At 72.9% G+C, this 20,545-nt stretch carries 19 protein-coding genes; 5 read left to right on the top strand and 14 right to left on the bottom strand.

The window, feature by feature from the left end:
- Position 1: 1 nt before the first annotated feature.
- From ACWCYY_RS11065 to ACWCYY_RS11000, 14 genes are all read right to left on the bottom strand, one after another.
- Positions 2–388, bottom strand: coding sequence for a hypothetical protein (locus ACWCYY_RS11065; RefSeq protein WP_449795750.1), 387 nt, complete (start codon positions 386–388; stop codon positions 2–4).
- A gap of 90 nt (positions 389–478) precedes the next feature.
- Positions 479–1,084, bottom strand: coding sequence for a hypothetical protein (locus tag ACWCYY_RS11060; RefSeq protein ID WP_449795749.1), 606 nt, complete (start codon positions 1,082–1,084; stop codon positions 479–481).
- 273 nt (positions 1,085–1,357) lie between these two features.
- Positions 1,358–1,615, bottom strand: coding sequence for a hypothetical protein (locus ACWCYY_RS11055; protein WP_449795748.1), 258 nt, complete (start codon positions 1,613–1,615; stop codon positions 1,358–1,360).
- A 253-nt stretch (positions 1,616–1,868) separates the two neighbouring features.
- Entirely contained in the window at positions 1,869–2,897 is a 1,029-nt protein-coding gene (locus ACWCYY_RS11050) for a hypothetical protein (protein WP_449795747.1), read from the bottom strand.
- A gap of 614 nt (positions 2,898–3,511) precedes the next feature.
- Entirely contained in the window at positions 3,512–4,273 is a 762-nt protein-coding gene (locus ACWCYY_RS11045) for a hypothetical protein (RefSeq protein WP_449795746.1), read from the bottom strand.
- An 11-nt stretch (positions 4,274–4,284) separates the two neighbouring features.
- A complete protein-coding gene (locus ACWCYY_RS11040) occupies positions 4,285–4,698 on the bottom strand; it encodes a hypothetical protein (protein WP_449795745.1) in 414 nt (137 codons plus the stop codon).
- 48 nt (positions 4,699–4,746) lie between these two features.
- The gene (locus ACWCYY_RS11035; RefSeq protein ID WP_449795744.1) at positions 4,747–5,103 is read right to left on the bottom strand and encodes a hypothetical protein; all 357 of its coding nucleotides are present in this window, start codon (positions 5,101–5,103) and stop codon (positions 4,747–4,749) included.
- Positions 5,104–5,713: 610 nt separating this feature from the next.
- Positions 5,714–6,985 (bottom strand): ATP-binding protein, encoded by a 1,272-nt coding sequence (locus ACWCYY_RS11030; RefSeq protein ID WP_449795743.1) that lies wholly within the window; start codon positions 6,983–6,985, stop codon positions 5,714–5,716.
- 251 nt (positions 6,986–7,236) lie between these two features.
- A complete protein-coding gene (locus ACWCYY_RS11025) occupies positions 7,237–7,677 on the bottom strand; it encodes a DUF6238 family protein (RefSeq protein ID WP_449795742.1) in 441 nt (146 codons plus the stop codon).
- 13 nt (positions 7,678–7,690) lie between these two features.
- Entirely contained in the window at positions 7,691–9,148 is a 1,458-nt protein-coding gene (locus ACWCYY_RS11020; RefSeq protein WP_449795896.1) for an SCO6880 family protein, read from the bottom strand.
- A gap of 74 nt (positions 9,149–9,222) precedes the next feature.
- Positions 9,223–10,671, bottom strand: a complete 1,449-nt coding sequence (locus ACWCYY_RS11015; RefSeq protein ID WP_449795741.1) for an SCO6881 family protein — start codon at positions 10,669–10,671, stop codon at positions 9,223–9,225.
- A gap of 53 nt (positions 10,672–10,724) precedes the next feature.
- Positions 10,725–11,420, bottom strand: a complete 696-nt coding sequence (locus ACWCYY_RS11010) for a hypothetical protein (RefSeq protein WP_449795740.1) — start codon at positions 11,418–11,420, stop codon at positions 10,725–10,727.
- Entirely contained in the window at positions 11,420–11,734 is a 315-nt protein-coding gene (locus tag ACWCYY_RS11005) for a DUF6112 family protein (protein ID WP_449795739.1), read from the bottom strand. Before ACWCYY_RS11005 ends, ACWCYY_RS11010 begins: the two co-directional genes overlap by 1 nt.
- A 99-nt stretch (positions 11,735–11,833) precedes the next feature.
- A complete protein-coding gene (locus tag ACWCYY_RS11000; protein ID WP_449795738.1) occupies positions 11,834–13,003 on the bottom strand; it encodes a C40 family peptidase in 1,170 nt (389 codons plus the stop codon).
- Positions 13,004–13,717: 714 nt separating this feature from the next.
- Here ACWCYY_RS11000 and ACWCYY_RS10995 point away from each other — a divergent pair.
- The 5 genes from ACWCYY_RS10995 (at position 13,718) to ACWCYY_RS10975 (ending at position 20,503) form a co-directional block, all read left to right on the top strand.
- Complete coding sequence (locus ACWCYY_RS10995; protein ID WP_449795737.1) at positions 13,718–14,497, top strand: DNA-methyltransferase; 780 nt, start codon at positions 13,718–13,720, stop codon at positions 14,495–14,497.
- Positions 14,498–14,609: 112 nt separating this feature from the next.
- Complete coding sequence (locus tag ACWCYY_RS10990; RefSeq protein ID WP_449795736.1) at positions 14,610–16,073, top strand: DUF317 domain-containing protein; 1,464 nt, start codon at positions 14,610–14,612, stop codon at positions 16,071–16,073.
- A gap of 238 nt (positions 16,074–16,311) precedes the next feature.
- Positions 16,312–17,340 carry a hypothetical protein gene (locus ACWCYY_RS10985; protein WP_449795735.1) on the top strand — a complete coding sequence of 343 codons (1,029 nt, stop codon included), beginning with the start codon at positions 16,312–16,314 and terminating at the stop codon, positions 17,338–17,340.
- 171 nt (positions 17,341–17,511) lie between these two features.
- The gene (locus ACWCYY_RS10980; RefSeq protein ID WP_449795734.1) at positions 17,512–18,390 is read left to right on the top strand and encodes a DUF317 domain-containing protein; all 879 of its coding nucleotides are present in this window, start codon (positions 17,512–17,514) and stop codon (positions 18,388–18,390) included.
- Positions 18,353–20,503 (top strand): DUF317 domain-containing protein, encoded by a 2,151-nt coding sequence (locus ACWCYY_RS10975; protein WP_449795895.1) that lies wholly within the window; start codon positions 18,353–18,355, stop codon positions 20,501–20,503. The genes ACWCYY_RS10980 and ACWCYY_RS10975 overlap by 38 nt, the downstream gene beginning before the upstream one ends.
- Positions 20,504–20,545: the final 42 nt, after the last annotated feature.

Here is a 20,545-nt window from a genome sequence, read left to right as displayed (position 1 = left end):
GTCAGCGTCCCGGGGCTGCCGCGACGACCCGGCCGGCCGGGGTGAGCACCGGCTCCGCAGCGGGGGCGGTACTGCTGGTCTGGCGGGCGGTGGACCGGGCGAGCGCGGCCTGGTGGCGTTCGGCCGCATCGAGCGGGCCGTCGAAGTCCCAGGGCCAGCGCCCGCCGATGCGGTAGAGGCCGCGCTCGTCCGGGGTGACCGACTCCGTACCGCCGTCACCGTCGTAGTCGGGCGTCCACTCGAAGGTCAGGACGTCGCCGTTCCAGCGGCCGGTCATCCCGCAGTTGTCGGCGTGCAGGTCCACCACGATCCGTTCGGCGACCTCGTGGGAGAAGGCGGGGCTGCAGTAGGGCCCGATGTGCCCGGCGGTTTCGCGAGGCTCGACCAAGCCCGGATAGGGCCCGTGTTCCGAGCCGTCGACGTAGAAGTGGTAGAGGCGTTCCGGGGAGTCGGTGGTGGGCAGTACGTCTCCTGATGGTCAGAGAGTGCGGGGCGTACGGGCGGGGCTCGGGATCGCGGCGGGGGCAGCTCCTGCCGGGCCTCCTCTCGGAGAGCCGGCGGTCGCTGCGGCGGCCCGCGGACAGGGGCGAAGGGCATCCAGCCCGTCGGACCAGCGGGCGAGGTTGTCGGCCGTCCGACTCGTGCGGTCGGCGTCGGCGCGGATCCGGTCGACGAGGTCGTGGTGGCCGGGTGAGGTGGTGGCGCGGACCTGGTCGGCGCAGGCCAGCAGGGTCTGCTCGATGCCGTTCATGGCGCTGCCCGAGCCGATGGTGAGCTGGCCGAGGACGTCGGCCAGCTCACCAGGGCTGTCCATCTCGCCGATCAGATCCCGGAGGTCGTCGAGGGCGGTGGAGATGTCCGCCAGCAGTGTCAGGGCCGCGGCGCTGCGCTCGGAGCCCTGCAGCGCAGGGTCGAGGTCGACGCTCCACTCGCCGTCCCGCAGCCACATCGCGGCCTCGGCGGCGACTGCCTGCCGGTCGAGGGGGCCCTCCGGGACGGACCGCTGGGCCGGGCCTCCCCCAGTTGCCGGGGCCCAGAATCGGAGCGGGGTGAGCAGGGCGAGCGCCTCGTCGGGTCCGTGCACCTCGACGCTGCCGTACGGGCCGCGGCGGATGGCGACCGGTCCGTGCCGGTGGCCACTGCTTTCGTGGGGTGTGGACAGGTAGTGCTCCGGGGAGAGGGGGTCACCCGGCCGGGGCGGCGGCTCGGGAGACGTCGGTGGTTGGGGGCGGTGCGGCCGGCCGGGCGGCGACCTGTTCGGCGCGCAGGACCTGCCCGACGAGGGAGGACGCCGCCCAGGTCCGGGACGGTCCGGCGGGGACCGGCACGGGAGGTGGGGTGGCCACCGGGCCGGTGCTCAGTTCGGGTTCTCGGTGACGCGGTCCGCGCTGGTGGCGGCGGCGGCCAGCTCGGGCAGGTCGGCCGGTTCGGCCTCGCGCTGGTCGATCCACCAGCTGGCCTTGTCCAGCGTGCGCAGCTGCTGCTCGATGGCCAGCCAGCCGTCCTCGGTGAGCGTGCCCTCGACCACCAGGGCCTGGTAGGCGGTGGTCACCAGCTGGTGCCGGCAGCGCTCGCCCCAGGCGATGGCCCGCTCAGGCCCCTCCAGCGGCGGCATGCCGAACTGAGCGGCCCACGCGGTGGCGGCTTCCTGCTCCTCGGCGCGGCGGGCGGCGATCCACGCTTCGCGCTCGGCGGTGTCCTCCTTGCGCTCGGCGAGCCAGCAGTCGCGGCAGGAACGGGTGGCGAGCCAACGGGCGTAGGAGGCACGCTTGTCGGCGGGGCGCGAGGACAGGTCGTGGTCGACCGCGTGTCCGCAGTCGTGCTCGACGGTCCAGATCTTCTTGATGGCCAGGACAATTCTCCTTGTTTTAGCGGGAGTTGGTGTTGCCGGCGGCCCACGCGATCCGCGGGTCGACGGCCGGGGCGGACGCGGCGGTGGTCGCGGCGGTGGTCGCGGCGGCGGTGGCGTGCAGCGCGGCAGTGGAGCGCAGCCGACCGCTGGTGGCGAGTGCGGCGCGGGCGCGCGGGCTGGCCGGGCCGCTGGTGCGGGCGGCGGCCGGTGCTGCGGGGCGGGCCGCGACGGAGGCGAGGTCCTTGCCCGCTCCGGCGAGCACGGTGGTGGCCTCGCCGATCACCGCTTCGACTCGGGCGAAGTCGACGCTGCCCGGGTTCGTGCGGATCTGGTCTTCGATCGCCCGCAGGCGGGAGGCGATCTCGGCGCTGAGCGCGGCACGGTCGTGCAGCAGCGCGTCCGCGCGCTGGTCGTCGCGGCTCGGGCTGGCCGACTGGTGGACGACCGTGTTGAACGGGTCCGCCGCCGTGGGGGTGACGGGCCCGAGCACCGGGGCCTTGAACACCCGGGTCTCGAACGGGTCGTCGTTCTGCGCGACCCGGGCCGGCGGCGCGGCGGGCGAGGCGGGGGTGCGGTGCATCTCCTCGATCAGCCGGGTGGCGAACGGGTCCGCGGGCTGGTACGAGCCGGTGAGCGGTTCGAAGCCCAAGTCGGAGGCGACACGCAGTCCCTGGTCGCGCAGCGCGGCGACGGCGGCGGTGGCCCGCTTGGCGCCCTCGTACTCCGGTTCGTCCAGGACGTACAGACTCGGGTGCTCGCCGGTGCGGGTGAAGCCGGCCTCGGCGAGCGCGTACGCGGCGGCCTGGTTGCTGTGCGGGTTGGTGGCGACGATGCCCAGCTGCGGGTGGCGTCCGATGTGGACGTCGAAGGGGCGGGGCGGAGCCGGGGCGGCGACCTGGACGACGGCGTCGGGGCCGGCGGCGCGGCTGGCTGGGCTGTCGAGGGCGGGCTTCGTCGCGTCGTTGTAGTCGAAGGCAGGGTCCGCGCTGACCTTGACCCCGCCCCGCCGCAGTGCGGCGACGGTCTGCCGGGCGTGCAGGAACATGTTCTGCGTCGTCGAGTCGATGGCGTGCCGCCCGTCGGCGAGCTGACGGAAGCCCGCGCGGGCGAGCAGCGTGTGGGCGGTCGGAGAGGTGTCGGGGCCGACATCGGCGACGACGCCGTACTGCGGGTCGCGGGTGATGGAGACGTGCTCGGGGGTGATGCGCTGCTCCTAGGGGCAGATGGCGGACGCGGTCAGCGGCGGGCGGGCGGTGCCGGCGACGGGGACGTGGGCACAGTGGGTCGGGGCTGGTCGGATACGGCGGATCCGGGCGCCGCGGTCGCGGTGAGGGCGGCGGCGGCCCGTGCCGCTGCCGAGGGGGCGAGAGTGACGGCAGCGCCTCCGAGGCCGGTCAGCTGGGCGGAGCGGGAAGTGACCGGGACTCCCATGTCCCGCAGAGTGGCTGCGAGTTGGGCCGCAGCCCTGGACTGGGCGATCGGGTCGTGCTCGGCCAGGGAGTAGCGCTCCGGTGCGTGCTGGAGGCCGAGGCGGAATCCTGCGTCGGCCAGGGCGGAGAGGACGGCCGGGTCGCGGTGATCCCGGCGGAGGCCAGGCGGCGGAAGGTGACGCCGGCGGGCTGCTGGTGGGGCAAGCGGGTGTTCTCCAAGAGGGCTCGGTCAGCGGGCGGCAGTGCGGCGGGGAGCCGGTCCGGGCGCCAGCGGCGCGGTGGCCGGGGCGGCGGCCATCCGCGCCCGCCGCGACGGACGCGCGGCCTGGGCACGAGCGGAAGGTGGGTGAGTGGTGTCCCGCAGCTGCGTCGCCCGGAAGTCGCGGCGGGCCTGCGGCCCGTACCAGGGGGCGTAGTGCTCCGTCACGTTGAGGTGTTGGGGGTCGTGCCGCAGCACCATGTACGAGTGGGCGCCGTCCGCCTCCGCGGAGCGGGCCAGCCACCACCCGACGCCGTCGTCCCACTCGTGCATGGCCTCCACGACCACGTGGCCGAACACCACCTCGTGGGCGAGACCGTGATCGGCGGGGATCAGGCGGCCGGCGGCCAGGTCGGCGGAGACGATCGACCGAGCCGTCTCGGCGGCCAGGTCGGCGCCGGGGAACTCTCCCTCGTCCTGCAGCCACCGGTAGTGCTCGGACAGGTCGCCGTTGCGTTGTTCGGGGCGGTGCCAGTTGGCGACCGGCACCCGGGCCGCGACCAGCCGGTCGACGAGCCGCCCGGCCCTGCGGATCTGCTCGTGCGGTTCGACACTGCGGCGCTGGTGCCAGCAGTCGAGCGCATCACCGCGCCTGGAGAACCCGGCCTGGTAGAGCGCTTCGCGGGCGGGCTGGGGCACCTGGCCGTTCAACACGACGAACTCGCCGTGGTCGTAGTCCCAGCCGAACAACACCCACCCACCGGGGGTGCCGGGATCCGTCGTCGTGGACATCGGGCTCCCGATCAGCGACGCTGGGCCGAGGCGGGGACGGCCACCACGAGCATCGGGGACGGCCCGGTGGCCGGGGGCGCCTCGGCGGCCTTCCGCTTCGCCGCCTCCTCGCGGGCCTGGAGCAGCCGCACCAGATCGGCCTCCAGCACGTCGCGCTCCTCGGCCGCCTCCTCCAGCTTCTCCAGCTGCGCGTCCAGCTCGTCGAGGACGGCGTCGTCGACGCGCCGCCGGGCGGTGGCAACGTTGACCAGCCGCACGCGATGGAAGGACACCGCGGTCTCGGCGGCCACCAGCGCGCGGTGCGTGTCGAGCACCCGCGTGGTCTCCGCGTCCACCCGAGCCTGAGCGGCGGTCAGGGCGGTGATGCTCTGGCCGAGAGCGGCCTCCAGGCGGGCGTCCTGGCGGGTGAGCGTCATGGTCGACATGCGTCTCCAAGAGGTAGGAAGGGCAGGTGAGTTGGCGGGAACTGAAGGTCAGAACGGGGGTTCCAGGCACGGACCGGCGAGCCCGGCGCCGATCACCGGGCGAGGCGGTCCCACGGGGAGAGGCCCGGGGCGGCCGAGCACCACGCGAGAGGTGCTGCGGGCGGCTGCGGCCCGCCGGGCGCCGGGCACCGGAGCCTCGGCCGCGTACCCGTAGGAGGTCCACTCCTGGCGGGCGGAGGCGAAGGTGGTGTGGCGACTGGGGCCGTAGTGGCCGCTGCCCTGCTCGGTGTAGAACACCGCCGCCTCACCAGCACCGGGGTAGTCGACGAGCAGCTCGACCGCCCCCTCGGGGTCCTGGTGGTGCGCGCGGATCACCAGGTGGCCGGCAGCGACGTCCTCGCTCACCAGGTGCACCCAGACGGTGCGGTCGCCGAGCGTCTGCGGCGGGCCCGGAGGCGACGACGTCCCCAGTGGCGGTGGGGACTTGGCGCGAAGGCGCTGCTCGTCCGCGCTGTACACCCGGGTGATGCCGTAGTCGGCGGCGGCCAGCAGATGCTGGGCGTCGCGGATCTGCCGCTCGGCAGTGGAGCTGCTTGTGTCGCGGCGGATGCGGTGCAGCCGCAGGGCGTCGTCGCGGACGAGGCCGGCCTGCTCCAGCCAGTACGCGGCGCGCCGGTCGGGTGGGTCGGCGACGATCGTGTTCCGATCGGGCAGGTGGGCGATGGTGACGTGCGCGATGAGACGTTTCCTTGGTCAGCGGTGATGAACGCAGGAGGCAGGAGTAGGAGTTGCCGAGCCGAGGGAGCCCTTGGTGCCGCCGGGGCGTACCGGGCCGCGCGCATGGGAGGCTGCGGCTTTGGCCTGGCCGCGTGCGGTGGCCAGCACCTTCGCTGGTGCATCGGTCAGCGGCTCGAAGGTCTCGATGAACCGCGGGCCGGCGGCGGTCGCCGCGGCGGTAGACGGGAAGGTCTCCGAGCGATGACCACGTGAAGCATCCGCAGGCGGTCGGACGTGATCATGCCGAATCCGGAGCTGCGTGCATCCGGGCGTCGGTGTCGAACAGTTCCAACTCCGCACGGTGCAGCAGATGTTGGACCACGAAGCTCCGGCCCGCGACCTTCCACAGCCCGCGGCCCTTGCCGAGCGCGGCGATGGCGGCGGTCTCGACACCGCTCAGGCCGAGCAGGCCAGCGGTGGCGGCCAGCTGGTCGCTCTCCTGCCGGTAGATCACGCGGGTCGCGCAGTCGGTGAGCAGGCCCTCGGCCAGTGCCCGGGTCCGCGAGCCGGCGTCACCGGCCGACAGCAGGTCGGACAGGCGGTGGATGATCAGCATGTTCGCGATTCCCAGTCCGCGGCTCAGCTTCCACTGGGCCTGCATCCGTTCCAACAGGGCCGCGTGCCGCATGACGCGCCACGCCTCGTCGTAGATCACCCACCGCCGGCCGCCGTTGGGATCGCTCAGCGCGGCTTCCATCCAGGCAGACGCGCAGGTCATCGCCAGTGTCAGCGCGGTGTCGTCGCCGGAGGAGCCGAGCCGGGAGAGGTCGATCGTCAGCATCGGGCTGGTCGGGTCGAACGCGGCGGTGGACGGCGCGTCGAACATCCCGGCGAGGTCGCCGTTGACCAACCGGCGCAGGGCGTGGGCGAGGTCCTGGGCGGCGGCGCCGACGCGCCGACTGGGGTCGCCGAGAGCGGCGTCCAGGACGGCGGCCTGCCCGAGGACGGCCGCGACGTCGCCCAGCAGCGGGACCTGGCCCGTGCGCGCGGAGCGGTCGACCACCGCGTCCAGGGCGATGTCCATTGCGGTGAACTCCATCGGCAGCAGGTCGCGCCGCAGGACAGTGCGAGCCAGCGAGCCGAGCAGCAGAAGCCTGCGCTTGCGGACCTCGCCCGCCCAGTCCGCCGGATCGACCCCCGCCGGAGGAGCTGGAGCGTCCAGCGGATTCAACCGCCCACTGAGGCCCGGACCCAGCGCGATGGTGGTCCCGCCGATCGCCTCCGCTACGGACGTCCACTCGCCCTTCGGGTCGCACGGCACATAGACGCGGTAGCCGAATGCCGTGCTGCGCAGGGCGATTGACTTCGCCAGTGCGGACTTGCCCTGGCCGATCACGCCGGCGACCAGCGTGTTCGGGTTGGTAAAGTTTTCAACTTTCCCGTACAGGGCGAACGGGTCGAACACGAAGCTGGCCTCGGCATGGACATCGCGGCCGATCAGGACGCCGGCGGACCCGAGCCCGCCCTCGGCGAGGAAGGGGTACGCCGCGCTGGCCGTCGCGGTGGTCATGCGGTGCGCGGGAAGTCGCAGTCGGCCGCCACGCAGGGAGGCGGGGCCGGGGCGTCCGGCCGCGGGGTAGGCGGGGAGGAGTTCGGCGTTCTCCTCACGGCGGTTCTTCGGGCGCTGTGGGCGGCCGGCCTGGCGGGCGGCGCGTCGAGCGGCGGCGAGGTCGCGCTTGGCCTGGCGGCGGGCGGAGCGGTCCGAGCGGGTCGGGGTGAACAGAGGGGTGGCACTGGCGGAGCGCAGGAACTTTTCTCCTGTCAGATGCGAGGGGCGGTGGTGGGGGTACCACGCAGCTCGGAGGCGGTGGCGATCACCCGGACGCGGCCCGAGGTGGTGCTGTGGCGCTGGCAGATCACCATGTCCGGGGCGCCCTCCGGCAGCCGCAGCGCGCACGCCTCGCGGGTGGGGCGGCGCCCGTCGGCGCGCGGGGCGCGGTGGTAGGCGTCGTGGAGGGCATCGCAGGTCTGCCAGAGCCGGATGCGGGCGGCGTGGAGGTGGCCGGCCTCGGCCGGAGCGAGTGGCCGGGTGGTGCCGGTGTGGGTGTCGAGCAGTGCGAACAACGAGACGCAGTGGGCATGGAGCGCGTCCAACTCGCCACGGGAGACGGGTTCTTGCTCCGGGATGGCGGTGTGGTGGTGGACGTCGACGCCTGCGGTCGCGAAGCGCAGGAGGCGGTGGTCGGTCGGCGGGTGGGGCACGGCTGACCTCCCGTCAGGTTCGGGCGAGCGGCAGCGCCGCCTGCGCGAACGCCTCGGCCTGCTGCCAGCGCAGGAGCCGCGGGTCCAGGCCGGTGCCGGCAGCGGCGGTCTCGATCGAGGCGCAGGCGCGGCGCAGCTCCTCCGGGTTGTCGGCGCTGACGACCACCAGGCCGGTCAGGTCGACGTCGGCGTGCCCGGAGATCAGCTCGCGCTCGTGCTGCTTGGCGTCGGCGTACTCCATGCTGTCCGCCTCGGAATCGACCTGGCCCTTGCGGACCCGTTCGGCGGCGTCGGCGATGATGCTCGACTTGGTGCGCTGCACCGCCTTGAGCGCGGCATCCAGTGCCTGCGGGCCGTAGGTGAGGGAGAGGGTCCGGCGGGCGCCGCCGGCGAAGACCAGCGGGTGGAGGAATCCGTGGCTGACCTCCGAGCGGGGCCACTGGTCGATCCAGTACACCGCGTGGCAGGCGGTGTCGGTGGTGAGGCGGCCGGGTTCCTCGAGGACCACGACGGGTCCGGCGGCGGCCGGGTCGGCGGTGGCCTCGCCGCTCTCCGACCACTGCTCCAGGTTGGCGAGCGCCTTCGGGTCGTAGGCCGAGCGGATCACGGCGGCGATCTCGCCGGTGCTGAGCCAGCCGCGGGGGTTGAGCCCGGCGTTGCGCAGCGACTGCTCGAAGCCAGGCACCAGCTGGGACAGGACGCTGAACGCGCCGCTCAGGCCACCGCCGGCCTCGCCGATCAGGCGGCGGGCGCCCTTGAGGTCCAGGCTGATCGCGATGTAAGCCTCGTGCGGGGCCGCGGTCGGACCGGCGGCGGCGAGGAGGTCCTCGTAGACGGGGCCCGCGACCGCAGCGTCGGGGCGGCCGTTTTCCGCCCAGTACCGGGCGAGGGCGTCGCCGCTGTCGGGGACGGTGCGCTCGATCACCTGGACGGTGGTGATGTAGCCGGTGCGGGCGAGCGAGGCCAGGCACCGGCCCCAGGCGGAGACGTTGCCGGCCTGGGTGGAGGGGTCCAGCAGGGCGAACGCGCGGCTGCTGACCCGGATGACGGCGGTGAGGGTGTTCTTCTGCGGGTTGTGGATCGCGCCGAGCGTGCCGCCGGGGGCGGTGACGGCGCGCAGGCTGGCGTCGGTGCCGGGCAGGTGGAGCAGGCCGTCACGGCGGGGCCGGGTGGCGGGCCGGGCGAGCCAGACGAGCTGGCCCTTGGCGCGGCGGAGGTAGTACCGGATGAGGATCGGGGCCCAATCTGCCACGGAGCGGCTGTGGAAGCGGACGACGACGAGGGCGGCGGCCAGGGCCCAGAGCGGGGTGGCGAGGGCGGCCCCGGCGAGTCCGGTGGCGACCATGGTCGCCAGGAGCATCGCGCCGGCGGTGCCGACGACGGTGAGCTGGGGGGCGGTCAGCCCGAGCAGGACTCCCCGTCGGGATCGGCTGGGGAAGCGGACGGTCGGTGTGGGAAGGTCGGCCGACAGGGACGACTCCTTCGGTCAGGGCGGGGAGTGCCGGCCGGGGCGCGCGGGCGGGCGCTGGCCCCGGCCGGTACCGGTCAGGAGGTCGGTGGTGTGGAGGAACCGACGGGACTGCTCGGCGCCGCAGCCGGGCCGGTGGCGGCCACCGACGGTGTGGCGGGACCGGCGGCGGATGCAGGCGGGGCGGCAGGAGCCTGGGCGGCGGCGCCACGTGCGCCACGTGCGGCGCTGAAGACCACCTGCGGCGTGGCGGACCCGCCCGCGGCGGCGGCGGCAACTGCGCTCGCGGGCTTGGCGGTTGACCCCTCGCTCGCACCGCCTCCGGCGGGCTGGCCGGAGGCCGGGGCCCGGGAGATCAGCGGCTGGCCCTGGTCACCGCCCGACTGGGCGCGGCGCGTGATCAGCGCCTTTCCGACCGCGTCGCCGCCGCCTCCGGAGGAGGTGCCGGGGAAGCGGAAGGTGCTCTGCGAGGACGAGCCTTCGCCGGAGCCCGAGTTGGCCGCACTGCCACCCGCCGGGGTGGACTGGCCGGGCACCTGTGCCGGGCCCTGCGGCGCGGCCCCGCCCATCGCGGCACCACCCGCTCCGCCGGCACCCGCGGTGGCGGCCATCCGGGCGCCCTTCTGGGCGGTCGCGGCGCCGACCTGCAGGCCGGTGGCGGTGCTGCGGTGCAGGTCGTGGCCCGCTCCGCCGTCGCCCGCCCAGTGGACGAACTTGTAGATCGCCATCGGGGACAGCAGGACCAACGCCATGACGACGAGGCCGGCGATGATGTCCGACAGCGCCTGGATGCCGTCCTTGGTGTCGGTCTGGCCGAGTGCGGAGACGCCGACGAGCATGATGATCGTCATGACCAATTTGCTGAACACCACCGTGGCGGTGGCTTCGATCCACTTCCGGCGCCAGTCGCGGGTCGGCTCCCACGCACCGCCGGCCGCCGCGAAGGGGGCGAGCACGACGAGCACGAGGATCGTCACCTTGCGCAGGACCATCGCACCCCAGTAGAGGATCGCCCCGGCCGCGCAGCCGAGCGCGACCAGCGCGGGGATCGCCCAGCCGAGCGGCGTCGTGATGCCGATCATCGAGACCTTGACCAACCGCCTGACCGCGTCATCCATGCTGGAGTTGGCGATCTGGAACAGCCCCCGGCTGAGGGCGTCCACGACGACCAGTGAGACGCCGGTGAAGGTGATCGCGGTCATCGCGAAGATCGTGGCAGCCACCGTGCCGGTGACGGCCTGGGTGAGCGCCTGGCCGTCGCGGCGCCAGGCGGCCCGGACCAGCTGAAGGATGAACGTCATCACCAGCATGACCAGCGCGATCGGCAGGATCGTCGCGTAGTTGGTGCGGAACCATTCCGCGCCGAGGTCGACCGAGGTCGTCTTGTCGACAGCGCGGGAGGCGAGGTCGACCGCGCTCTTGGCGAGGTCGCCGGCGGACTTCGCCACCCAGTTGCCGATCGAGTCGGTGACGGAGTCGCTGACGCCGCCTACGACGACGTCGCAGAGCAGGCCGGATCCGGGCAAGTCGCAGAACCCGATGGGCGATCAACTCCTATGGTGGGGACCGATGGTGTAGGTCAGGGGTAGACGGTGGTAGCGATGGAGGCCAGTGCGCAGTCGCGGTCCGGCCGGCACTGGACGGCCAGGGTGATGGCCCGGTCCTCGGCGCCCCGGCCGCCGTCGAGCCAGCTGACGGTCTGCTTGCCGGTGACGGTCACGGCGTAGATGTAGGCGACGGTGAGCTGGGTGGGGTCCTTGCCGATGGCCTGCTGCCACGCGGCGGGCAGGTGCGCCTCGGCGGCCTCGCCGGCGGCGTGCTGGCCGTTGTCGCGCATCCGGCTCCACAGGGTGGGGTCGGGCAGTTGGGCGGCGAGAGCGTCCGGGTCGGCGTACTTGCTCTCGTCGGTCAACCAGGAGCGCAGGCCAGCGAGTTGCTGGGGCTGGGAGGTGGTGCGGGTGTCGTAGCTCCACAGCGCGGTGGCGAACGCCTTCGCGAACGTGATCGGGTCGCTGGTGTGCGGCGGAGCGGCGACGGACGACGCGCTCGGCGCCGTTCCAGCCGAGGGGGCAGGGCCGGGAGCTGGCGACGACGTGGCCGAAGCCGCGGAAGCGGAAGGGGTGGAGGGGGAGTTGGCGGCGTCCGGGGTGCGGTGGCCGCCGCCCGCCAGCCGGGCGGTGAGCCCGGCCAGCAGGGCGACGACCACGAGCACGCCCAGGCCGATCAGCAGCCGGCGCAGCATGGTGGACTGGCCGGTGAACGGCGACTTCGGCATCAGTGGACGCTGGTCCCCACCGTTGAGAAGAAGGAGACGATCCCGTTCGCGGCGCCCAGCAGGAGGGCGCAGCCGGCCGCCACCAAGGCGCCCTGCTTGCCTTTTTGCTCGCTGCCGTGCGAGCCGGTGTGGTGACCCCAGGCCCACACGATGCCGGAGACGCAGAGCGCACCGACCACCGCGATGATCGCGAACAAATTGATCGAGCCGACGGTGGACTTGAGGACCGACAGGCCGGGCAGGCCGCCTTCGGAGGGCGCGATGCCGGGATCGTACGCCAGCTGGGTGGCGGCGTCGGCGAGATAGGTGAGCAATCACACTCCACGGCTAGAGGGGCAGGAAGATGCGCGGTCGGGCCGCGCGGAGAGGGGGGTAAGGTGCGCGAAGTGCGCGGAGATGGACGACAGTTGCCGTCAGGGGGCGATGCGTCGGGCGGCGATGATGTCCGCCTTCCACGACGCGAGCGTGGAGATCTTGACCACGTCACCCGTCTTTGGTGCGTGCACCACGAGGCCCTGGCCGATGGCCATGCCCACGTGTTCGGGCAGTCCCTCATCGTTGCGCCGGGTGAACAGCAGATCGCCGGGCCGGAGCGCGTCGACCGTGACGGCCGTGCCCTCGGCGACCTGCGTGTACGTGGTGCGCGTCAGGGTGATGCCGCCGGCCTTGTACGCCTGCTGCGTCAAGGAACTGCAGTCACATCGGCCCATCGGGTCGGGCCCGTGCGGCGCCGTGCAGGTGCCGCCCCACTGGTAGGGCGTCCCCAGCTGGCCGAGGGCGAACCGGATGGCGTTCTGCACGGCCGGCGGGGCGTCCGCCGGGATCTTGTACCCGTCCGGCAGAACGCCGGGCGGAATGACGCCCCAGTCGGTGCCACCGTCGGCTCCGGTACCGCAGCCGCTCGGTGTAACCGGCGCGAGCGGTGCGGGCGACGGGGTCACGCCCGGCGAAGGGGTGGGTGCGGGGCTCGAACTCGGTGACAGCACCTGGGAGATGGCCTGCTGGAGAGCGGTCGCCAGCGACTCCCACTTGGCGTAGGCGTCCGGATAGCCGGACCGCTGGACCCGCTGCGCCGCCACGGTGACCGGCAGCTGCTCCCAGCCGGGAACCTCCAACAGCGCCTTGTAGAACCGCGTCGAGGCGTACACCGGGTCCTGGATCTGCTCGACCGTCCCCCAGCCCTGCGACGGGCGCTGCTGGAACAAACCGAGCGAATCCCTGTCCCCGTACGACAAGTTGCGCAAGGTCGACTCCTGCAGCGCGGTGGCCAGGGCGATGACCTGCCCGCGGGCGGACACGTTCATCGAGATACCCGTCGCAGTGATCGTCTTCGCAAAGGGAATCTGCACGGCCGGGTTGTCCAGCCCGGCGACCGGGCCGACCGGTCCGGTCGCGCCGTCCAGGATCTTCCTGACCTGGGCGGCGACGGCCGCGCTGTCCACAGGCTGTGGGCCGGGGCCGGGTGTGCAGGTGTCGGCCTTGGTGCTGTCGTGGGCGCTGACCGCCAAAGCGGGGAAGGCGATGGCGAACGGTGCCAGGAGAAGGCCGGCGAGGCCGCCGCCGAGCCACTTCTGCCAGCTCATCGCAGACCCCGGGCGTCACCTCCGGCCGGTGCGGCACAGGGGTCCGGCGGGTGAGGGTTGAGCATCCGCATCCGTGCGGTGAGGGCGAGCAAGCAGGGGCTCCTGTCGGATCGTGTGGCCGGGTGCGGGGTGAGGCCCGCTCCACCCGGGGTGCGGGCGGAGCGGGCCGCCGAGAGCGGCAGCAAGCCGCGCTCGTAATCTCGAAAAAGGCATGGGTATCCCCTGGGACGGGTGGGGTTGAATTCGCTTGCGGTGGCCGAAGGTATCGAATCGAGGGCTCGCGACCTAAAACGGTGCGGGCCCTTCGATCCGGGATATCCCGTCGGCAGTCCCGGGGGACGCTAATGCCTTCTCGGCTCGCGACCAAAAACAGGCTGATGGTCATCGGGCAAGCAGAAGGCGATGTTCCTCCGGGATGCCCCACCGTAGAACCCGACCGGCTCGGAACCTAAAACGAGATATCCGGACCGGTCGCTCTCCGGGGGTGTGGCAGACGATAGGCGCAGTGCGGCTCGCAACCTAAAACGATCTTCGCGAGCATGATCGGGAGAGCGTTTTAGGTTGCGAGCCGCATCTGGGCTAGGTTCCTGCCGCAGCCGCAGGCCGAGCGCTTCGGAGCCGTCTCGCCGGCCTCCACGCCACTGGCCGAAAGACCAGGTCATCCCGCCGGTCCCGGCTGCCGCCCAATCCCCGACCAGGAGGTCAGCCCGCCCCTTGCCCTACGAAATCCACCAGGGCGACGCCCTCACCCAGCTCGCCTCGATCCCTTCGAACTCCATCGACGCCGTCATCACCGATCCGCCTTACAACTCGGGCGGACGCACCGCCCAGGAGCGGACCGGGCGAACGGCCCGGGCGAAGTACACCTCGGCCGATGCCGCCCACTCCCTTGCCGATTTCCCCGGCGAGAACAAGGACCAGAGGAGCTATACCTACTGGTTGTCCCAGCTTCTGGCCGAGTCCTACCGCGCGACCAAGAACGGCGGCGTCGCCCTCGTTTTCACCGATTGGCGCCAACTGGCTGCCACGAGCGACGCACTGCAGGCCGGCGGATGGATATGGCGCGGCGCACTCGCCTGGTACAAGCCCGCCGCCCGTCCGCAAATGGGAAGGTTTACGCAGCATTGTGAATTCGTGCTGTGGGGCAGCAAGGGCCCGATCGACGGCAAGGCCCACCCCGTCTACCTGCCCGGCCTCTACACCGCCTCCCAGCCGCGGGCGGGCCGCGTCCACATCACCCAGAAGCCCGTCTCGGTGATGCGTGAGCTGGTCAAGATCTGCCGCCCGGAGGGGACCATCCTCGACTTCTGCGCCGGCAGCGGCAGCACCGGAGTCGCCGCCCTGCTGGAGGGCCGGAACTTCGTCGGCGTGGAGGCCACCCCGCACTACGCCGGCATCGCCGAGCAGCGCCTCGCCGAGGCCGAGCGGCAGATCGCCGAGGGCACCACCGACCTCGACCCCGAGGCCGTAGACGCGGAGCAGGCCGAAGCCTGATCACCGACAGCCGGGCCGCCGCCACCGAGGCGGCGGCCCGGCCCCGCCCCAGCCTGAAGGAGACCCCCTGTTCAACCCCGCGCCCGACGAAGTGGTGGTCACCCCAGGCCACTTGGCCGGACCGGGCGACGCCGAGGCAGCCCTCGCCCACTTCCTCGAAACATCCCCCGCCTGGGCCCGCTACAGCCCGGGGCAGGACACCACCGTCGCCCTGCACGACTCCCTCCTCGCCGCGATCGAACTCGACCACGACACCACCACCGGCCCCCGCTGGACCATCGCCGCGTACGCCTCACCCGTCGGCGAGCGGACCTGGAACGCCACCTTCTGCACCCGCACGCCGGTCGAGGTCGTGACCACGGTGGCCGAGCGCCTCTCCCACGCCCTGACCGCGCCCTCCGAGGCGGTGCGCGGCGAACTGCTGTGGGGGCGCCGGTCGCTGGACAACACCATCGCGGCCGACCTGGAAGCCGCCGACGACACATGGCACCGGGAGACCGCCCCCGTCCCCGGCGTCTACAGCTACACCCGCCCCGACGACACCGCCGGCATCGCCGTCAACCACAACATCGGCGACATCCGCGGGATCGGTCCGACCGTCACCGTCTGGGGCGGCCCCCACGGATACCCCAGCGAACGCTGGCACGCCGCCTTCACCAGCCACACCCCCAACGCCCTCATCAGCGCCGCGCTCGACGAGGTGGTCAACCCCCTGCCGGCGCTCCGCCAGCACCTCCAGATCCCCGCCGCCAACCGCACCCAGGTCCACCTCGAACCGCGCCCCCGCCGCAACCTGCCACCCGGGACTGGGCAGCAGTCCGCCCGCGAAGGCCCAGGCGAGGCACCAGCCGAACCCGAGCCCGCCGGCCCCAGCTCGCCGGACCCGAACGCGGTCACCATCCAACGCACCGACGAGGGCGCCATCGTGGCCAGCGGCGGGGACGCGCACACCGCCTTCCTCGTCGGCACGACGGGCTTCGCGCCCACCACCGGCAGCCCGGACCACTACACCATGCCCACCAGCCACCAGCAGTACGAGGAGGCCGAGATCGCCACGGACACGGCCGTCCTCCTCGCCACCGCCGGGTACGACGTCACCCTCGACCCCACCCTCGGCGTCCGCCCGTCGCCACCGCCCTTCATCGCGGTCACCGGCGACCGCCTGCCCAGCAACACCGCGGAACAACTGGCCGAGCGCATCGACGCCGTCACCACCCACCTGCTGCGCGCCACCGATCCGGCCGAGGCCCGCAGGGTGGCCGGCGTCATCACCGGGGAGGGCGGCGTGCTGGACCGCAGCGCCCGGGCCCTGCGCGCGGCCGGCGGCTGGGCCCTCCACCACCGCGTCGGCGGGGACGCTGCTGAAGCACTCCGGCTGACGGCCGAGATCGTCGCCTCCGGCCGGGAGGCGGCCGACCACGCTGTCGGCCGCCTCGGCACCGACCGCTCGCCGCGATCCGCCGCGGCCCGCGCCCGAACCACACCAGCCGCCCCAGCCGCGCTTCCCCCGGCCACCAACCGGCCCGCACACACCGAAGTGCCGGGCCGCGACGGCCCACCGCCGAGGTCCCGCTGACCACCCGCACCGACCCCCACCGAGCCCGCCCACACGCGCTCCGGCTCGCCCGACAGATCCCCTAGGAGCTCAAGGTGCACATGGACACCGTCCCCCTGGAGTGGCGGGCCGCCACACCGACGGGCGAGCGCGCCGCCGCGCGCCGACAACTGCTAGACGGTAAGGCGGCCACGGCCAACGGAACCCTGCCCGCAGAAGCGTCTCAAACGCAGGTGCCCTCGCACCGCCGGCGCACGCCGTGACCGGCACCTGGGAGCGGCCCGCAGCTGACCGCGTCGCAGAGCTGCGTGCCAGCGCTGAACGCTACGGCGACCACCAGGCCGCCGACTTGGGCGACTTGGACCTGCTGAACGAGGCGTACGAGCGCGTGCTGCGCGAGCAGATCGACACCCACGACCGGTACATGACCCTGCTCACCTCGCTCCGCGGCCACGACGCGGCCGTCCGCACCGCCGCAGTCGCGAGCTTCCGGGAGGGCGCCGACCGCTACGCCCTTCACCTCGTACGCCAGCACATGCGCCCGTACGACGAACTCGCCTACCGGATATCGCAGTTGTCCGACCGCCCCGGAGTGCGGCAGCTGGAGGACCTGCGGTCGGCGGCTGTCAGGGTGAAAGCCAGCCTCGCCGACCAGGACCCACCCGAGGAGTGGCTCGACCCCGGCGACGCCAGGCACACCCTGCGCACCCTCGGCCACGTCGTCGGCGTCCTCGACGGCCGTGAAGGACTGGACGCCACCGAAGTGCTCGACCTGGTCAAGGCCGCGCTCAACGACGGATCGCTGCACGACCTGTTCACCGTCGCCGACCGCGGTGAGCGCCCCGGCGAGGACACTCCGCCCCCCGAGTTCGTCGGCGCCGGCTGGCAGCCGCTCCACCGCACCCTGTGGCACTACCAGGAGGAACCCGACCAGGCCCACGTCAAGGCGTACCCACTCGGCGGCGACTGGTACCTCGACCTGTGGTCGAGCAGCGGATCGCTGCTCGCCTGGGGCGCGGCCCCCACTGACCAGGTCGCCGCGCTGGCACCCGCCCTGACCGCCCAGGCATCCGGCTGGGCCGCCAACCGGAGCGACTACGCCTGGCGCCGGTTCACCGAAACCGCCAACGCTCTGCGAGCCCGTCCCGCCCTGTCCGCCGCCGACGCGCAGACCGGGGTGTCGCGCACAAGCGCGGCCAGGGCGACAGCGACGCGGCAAGGCCGAGTTGCCGACATACCCGCTGCTCGTCAGACCACGCCCTCCGCAGCGGCTCACCCAACGCGCTGACCGGGAAGAAGCCGGTGCGCCGGACCCCCGGCCACCTTGCCGAACGACCCCCTCCGCGTCCATCCCCACGCTCACCCCGCCGCCCCACGTCGTAGACCCGCCCGCCGCCGTACCCCAGCCCCGGGTGGCATAGCGGCGGTGAGCACCCCGAGACCACCGAGGGAACAGCTTTTGACGACCACCGTCCCCAACTGGGCCAAGAAGGCAAGCGACCAGCCGTGGCTGCAGGTCAGCATCGCTCCGGCGCTGTACGCCGGCCCCACTCAGGACACCGAACGCGCGATCCGCCCCCTTGTCGACGCGGGAGCGGTCCGCCTCGACGACGGCCACGGCAACCAACTGATCATCTCCCCGGACAGCCGGGTCCGCCTCGGCGTCGAGCCGGAGACCGGCAACACGATGTGGAAGGTCGCCGTCCACGAGAGCCCGAACCTCCCAGCCCTGTGGACCGTCACCCTCACGGAGAGCACCCCGGTCGAAGTCGTGGAGGCCATCACCACCGACCTGGCCAACCGGTTGCGCACCGGTGCCCGCCTGTCAGGGGGCGCCGACGACGACGAGTGGCCCACACCTCTGCACGCCCACGGGTGGACCCTCGCCTGGGACGCGGCGACACAAACCGAGACGGCGCGCTCCGAGCGCCACCCTCAGAGCACGATCGTCCTCAACGCACGGGACCACCTGGGCCCGGACGAGTGGGAGGAGGCCGAAGACGCCTTCTGGAGTATCAACGTCGCCAGCGACCACGACGGGTGGGCTGCGGCGGCCAGCATCTCCACACCGGACCAGATTCTGTACGCCATGGTCAGCGCGATGCTCGCTCCCGCCATCCGCGACATCGGAGACCTCAATGAGCTGGCCGTCAGCGCGACCCTCACCGGCTCCGCCGAACTGACCGAGCTCCTCTCCAGCCCGACACCGCGGGACGCACGCCGCGCCCAGGCGGCCCGCACCCGGAGCCGCCTGCACTCCCCAGCGGGAGAACCGTTCGCGCAGCCGGCCCCGGCACCACCTGCCGCCCGCTCCGCCACTCCCGGCCCCAGCCGCTGACAGCCCCCGAGGAACCCCCATCCCCGACACCACGATCGACGTCACCCCGGCCTACCTCGCCGGAACCCACCACAGCAACCGGGTCTTCGACCGCCTCGTCCAACAGGGCTGGGGCCGCAGCACCGACGACGACCTGGGCCAGGGGTTCGCCTGGAGCCCGAATCACCGCTTCCGCATCGCGGACGGCCAGCTCGACCCCGGCGCCGCCTGGCGGATCACGGCAGCGCCGGAGCCCCTCGGCACGCCGACCTGGATGACCGGCTTCTCGACCGAGACGCCGCCCGAGATCATCATGGCCGTCACCGACGTACTCGCCCGCACCGGGGACACCATCGACTGGACGGGCGAAACACACCCCGCCCTCCAGCAGCCGACCGACCGGCGAACCCTGATCTGTACCCTCACCGACGCCGGCTGGCGCAGCACCTACCGCGCGGGCGTCCTCGACCTCGAAGCTCCCGACGAACTCGCCCGCGTCCAGGTCCGCCTGGACCCGCCCGGCGATCCGGACGACCTCATGGCCCACCCCCATCTGTACGTGGAGATCGGTCCGCGGGGCTCCGGCGGCTACCCGCCCTACTGGCAGGCCATGGCCACCACCAACACCCCCACGATCGTCGTCGACGCCCTCGCCCAGGCCCTCACCGACACCGCCCCCCTGCAGCGGGACCGGGACTGGATGGACGAGGAACTGCTCGCCCGCCTCGGCCGCCGGACCGACGCCGGCCCCGCCAACGTCAGCCTGTACACCGAGACGGACCTGCGGGAAGCGGCGGCCGAGCTGTGCGAGCAGGTCCTGGAGCAGATCGAAGGCTCCGGCCCCGTCGTCGACTGGTACATCGTGACCCGGGTCATCCCCAGCAGCCGGAGTCGCACCCCGACGATCTGGGGCCGACTTCCCCCTGAGCAGAGGGCCCTGGCGAGTCTGCTGGTGGAGGACATGGTCGTCGCGGCGGCGGCGAGCGCGCCGGCGCTCCTCGACCTGGAGCTGGGCGCCAACCTCGACCCGCGCACCACAAGCCGAAAGCGGACACCACCCCTCACCACGGATCTCGGTGAACTCTCCTTCACCATAGATGACTTGAAGGACGCGGCGGCATGCGTCGCTGCGTCTCAGATCAATGCGATGGTGAATCGCGGCTGGATCGCCGAAGCGCTTCACGACCTGCCCGTCGGCGACGGCACCAAGTGGACCTGGGGATCGCTGCCGGAAGCCAAGCGCCAGCAGGCGCTCCAGAGGATCGACCGCCTGCTGGCCGGGGCCGTCGAGCGCATCCCGGAGCTCTTCGCCCCGGACTTCAGGCCGGCGCCGCTGGCTCTCGTCGCCCCGGTCTACCTCGCCGGTCCCGGCCACGATCGCACCTCCGCGGCCAAGCCCCTGACCGACCGGGGCTGGATCACCGAGAAACAGGGCGACACCACGGTGTACACCAGCCCGTGCCGACGGCTGAGCGCGCAGTCGACCACCGACCACACGGGGACGAGCTGGACCGCCTCCTTCAACTACCTGCCGAGCGGCGAGGAGGTCTGGCAGGTCACCGCGGACCCCCGCACCCCGCCGGAGATCGTGACCGCCCTGCACACCACGCTCGCCGCCAGCCCGGGCGAACTGGTCCGGCCCGCCGGGAACGCCGAGGACGGTCTCGTGCCGATCATCGCCGCAGGCTGGCACGACAACAGCACCCGCGAGCACCTGAGGTGGGACGCACTGGACACCGGAATGGCCAGTGTCTACCGCTGCACCGCCCCCGCCGGGCAGTTGTTCGTCGGGGAGAGCCGCGCCTGGCAGATCAGCGGCGGCAAGCTCGGTCCGGGCGAAGTTGAGGGCTGGACCATCGAGATGTCGGAGAACATCCCGGCCCCGCTGCTGGCCGCGGTCACGACCGCGATGACCGACCCCGCGCCCGTGGCCCGCCTCGGCCGCGACCTCGCGTTCGAGCACCTGCAGTACCTCGACGTCCGCCCGCTCGTCCCGCGGGGCCCAGCCGGCCCGTCTGCGCGAGCGCTCGCCGCCCGCACGCGCGTCGTCCTCTCACCGCCCGCCAGCCGCTCGGCCACTGGGGCAGCACCGCCGCCGCTGACCACCGCACCCGATGGAACGAGGAAACCCTGACCAACACGAACGCCGACCTGCGCACGATCGAACGGATCGCCC

The sequence above is a fragment of the Kitasatospora sp. NPDC001664 genome, from assembly GCF_053596675.1.
The sequence above is the reverse complement of the archived record's forward strand: the minus strand, read 5'-3'. Positions and strand labels throughout refer to the sequence as shown.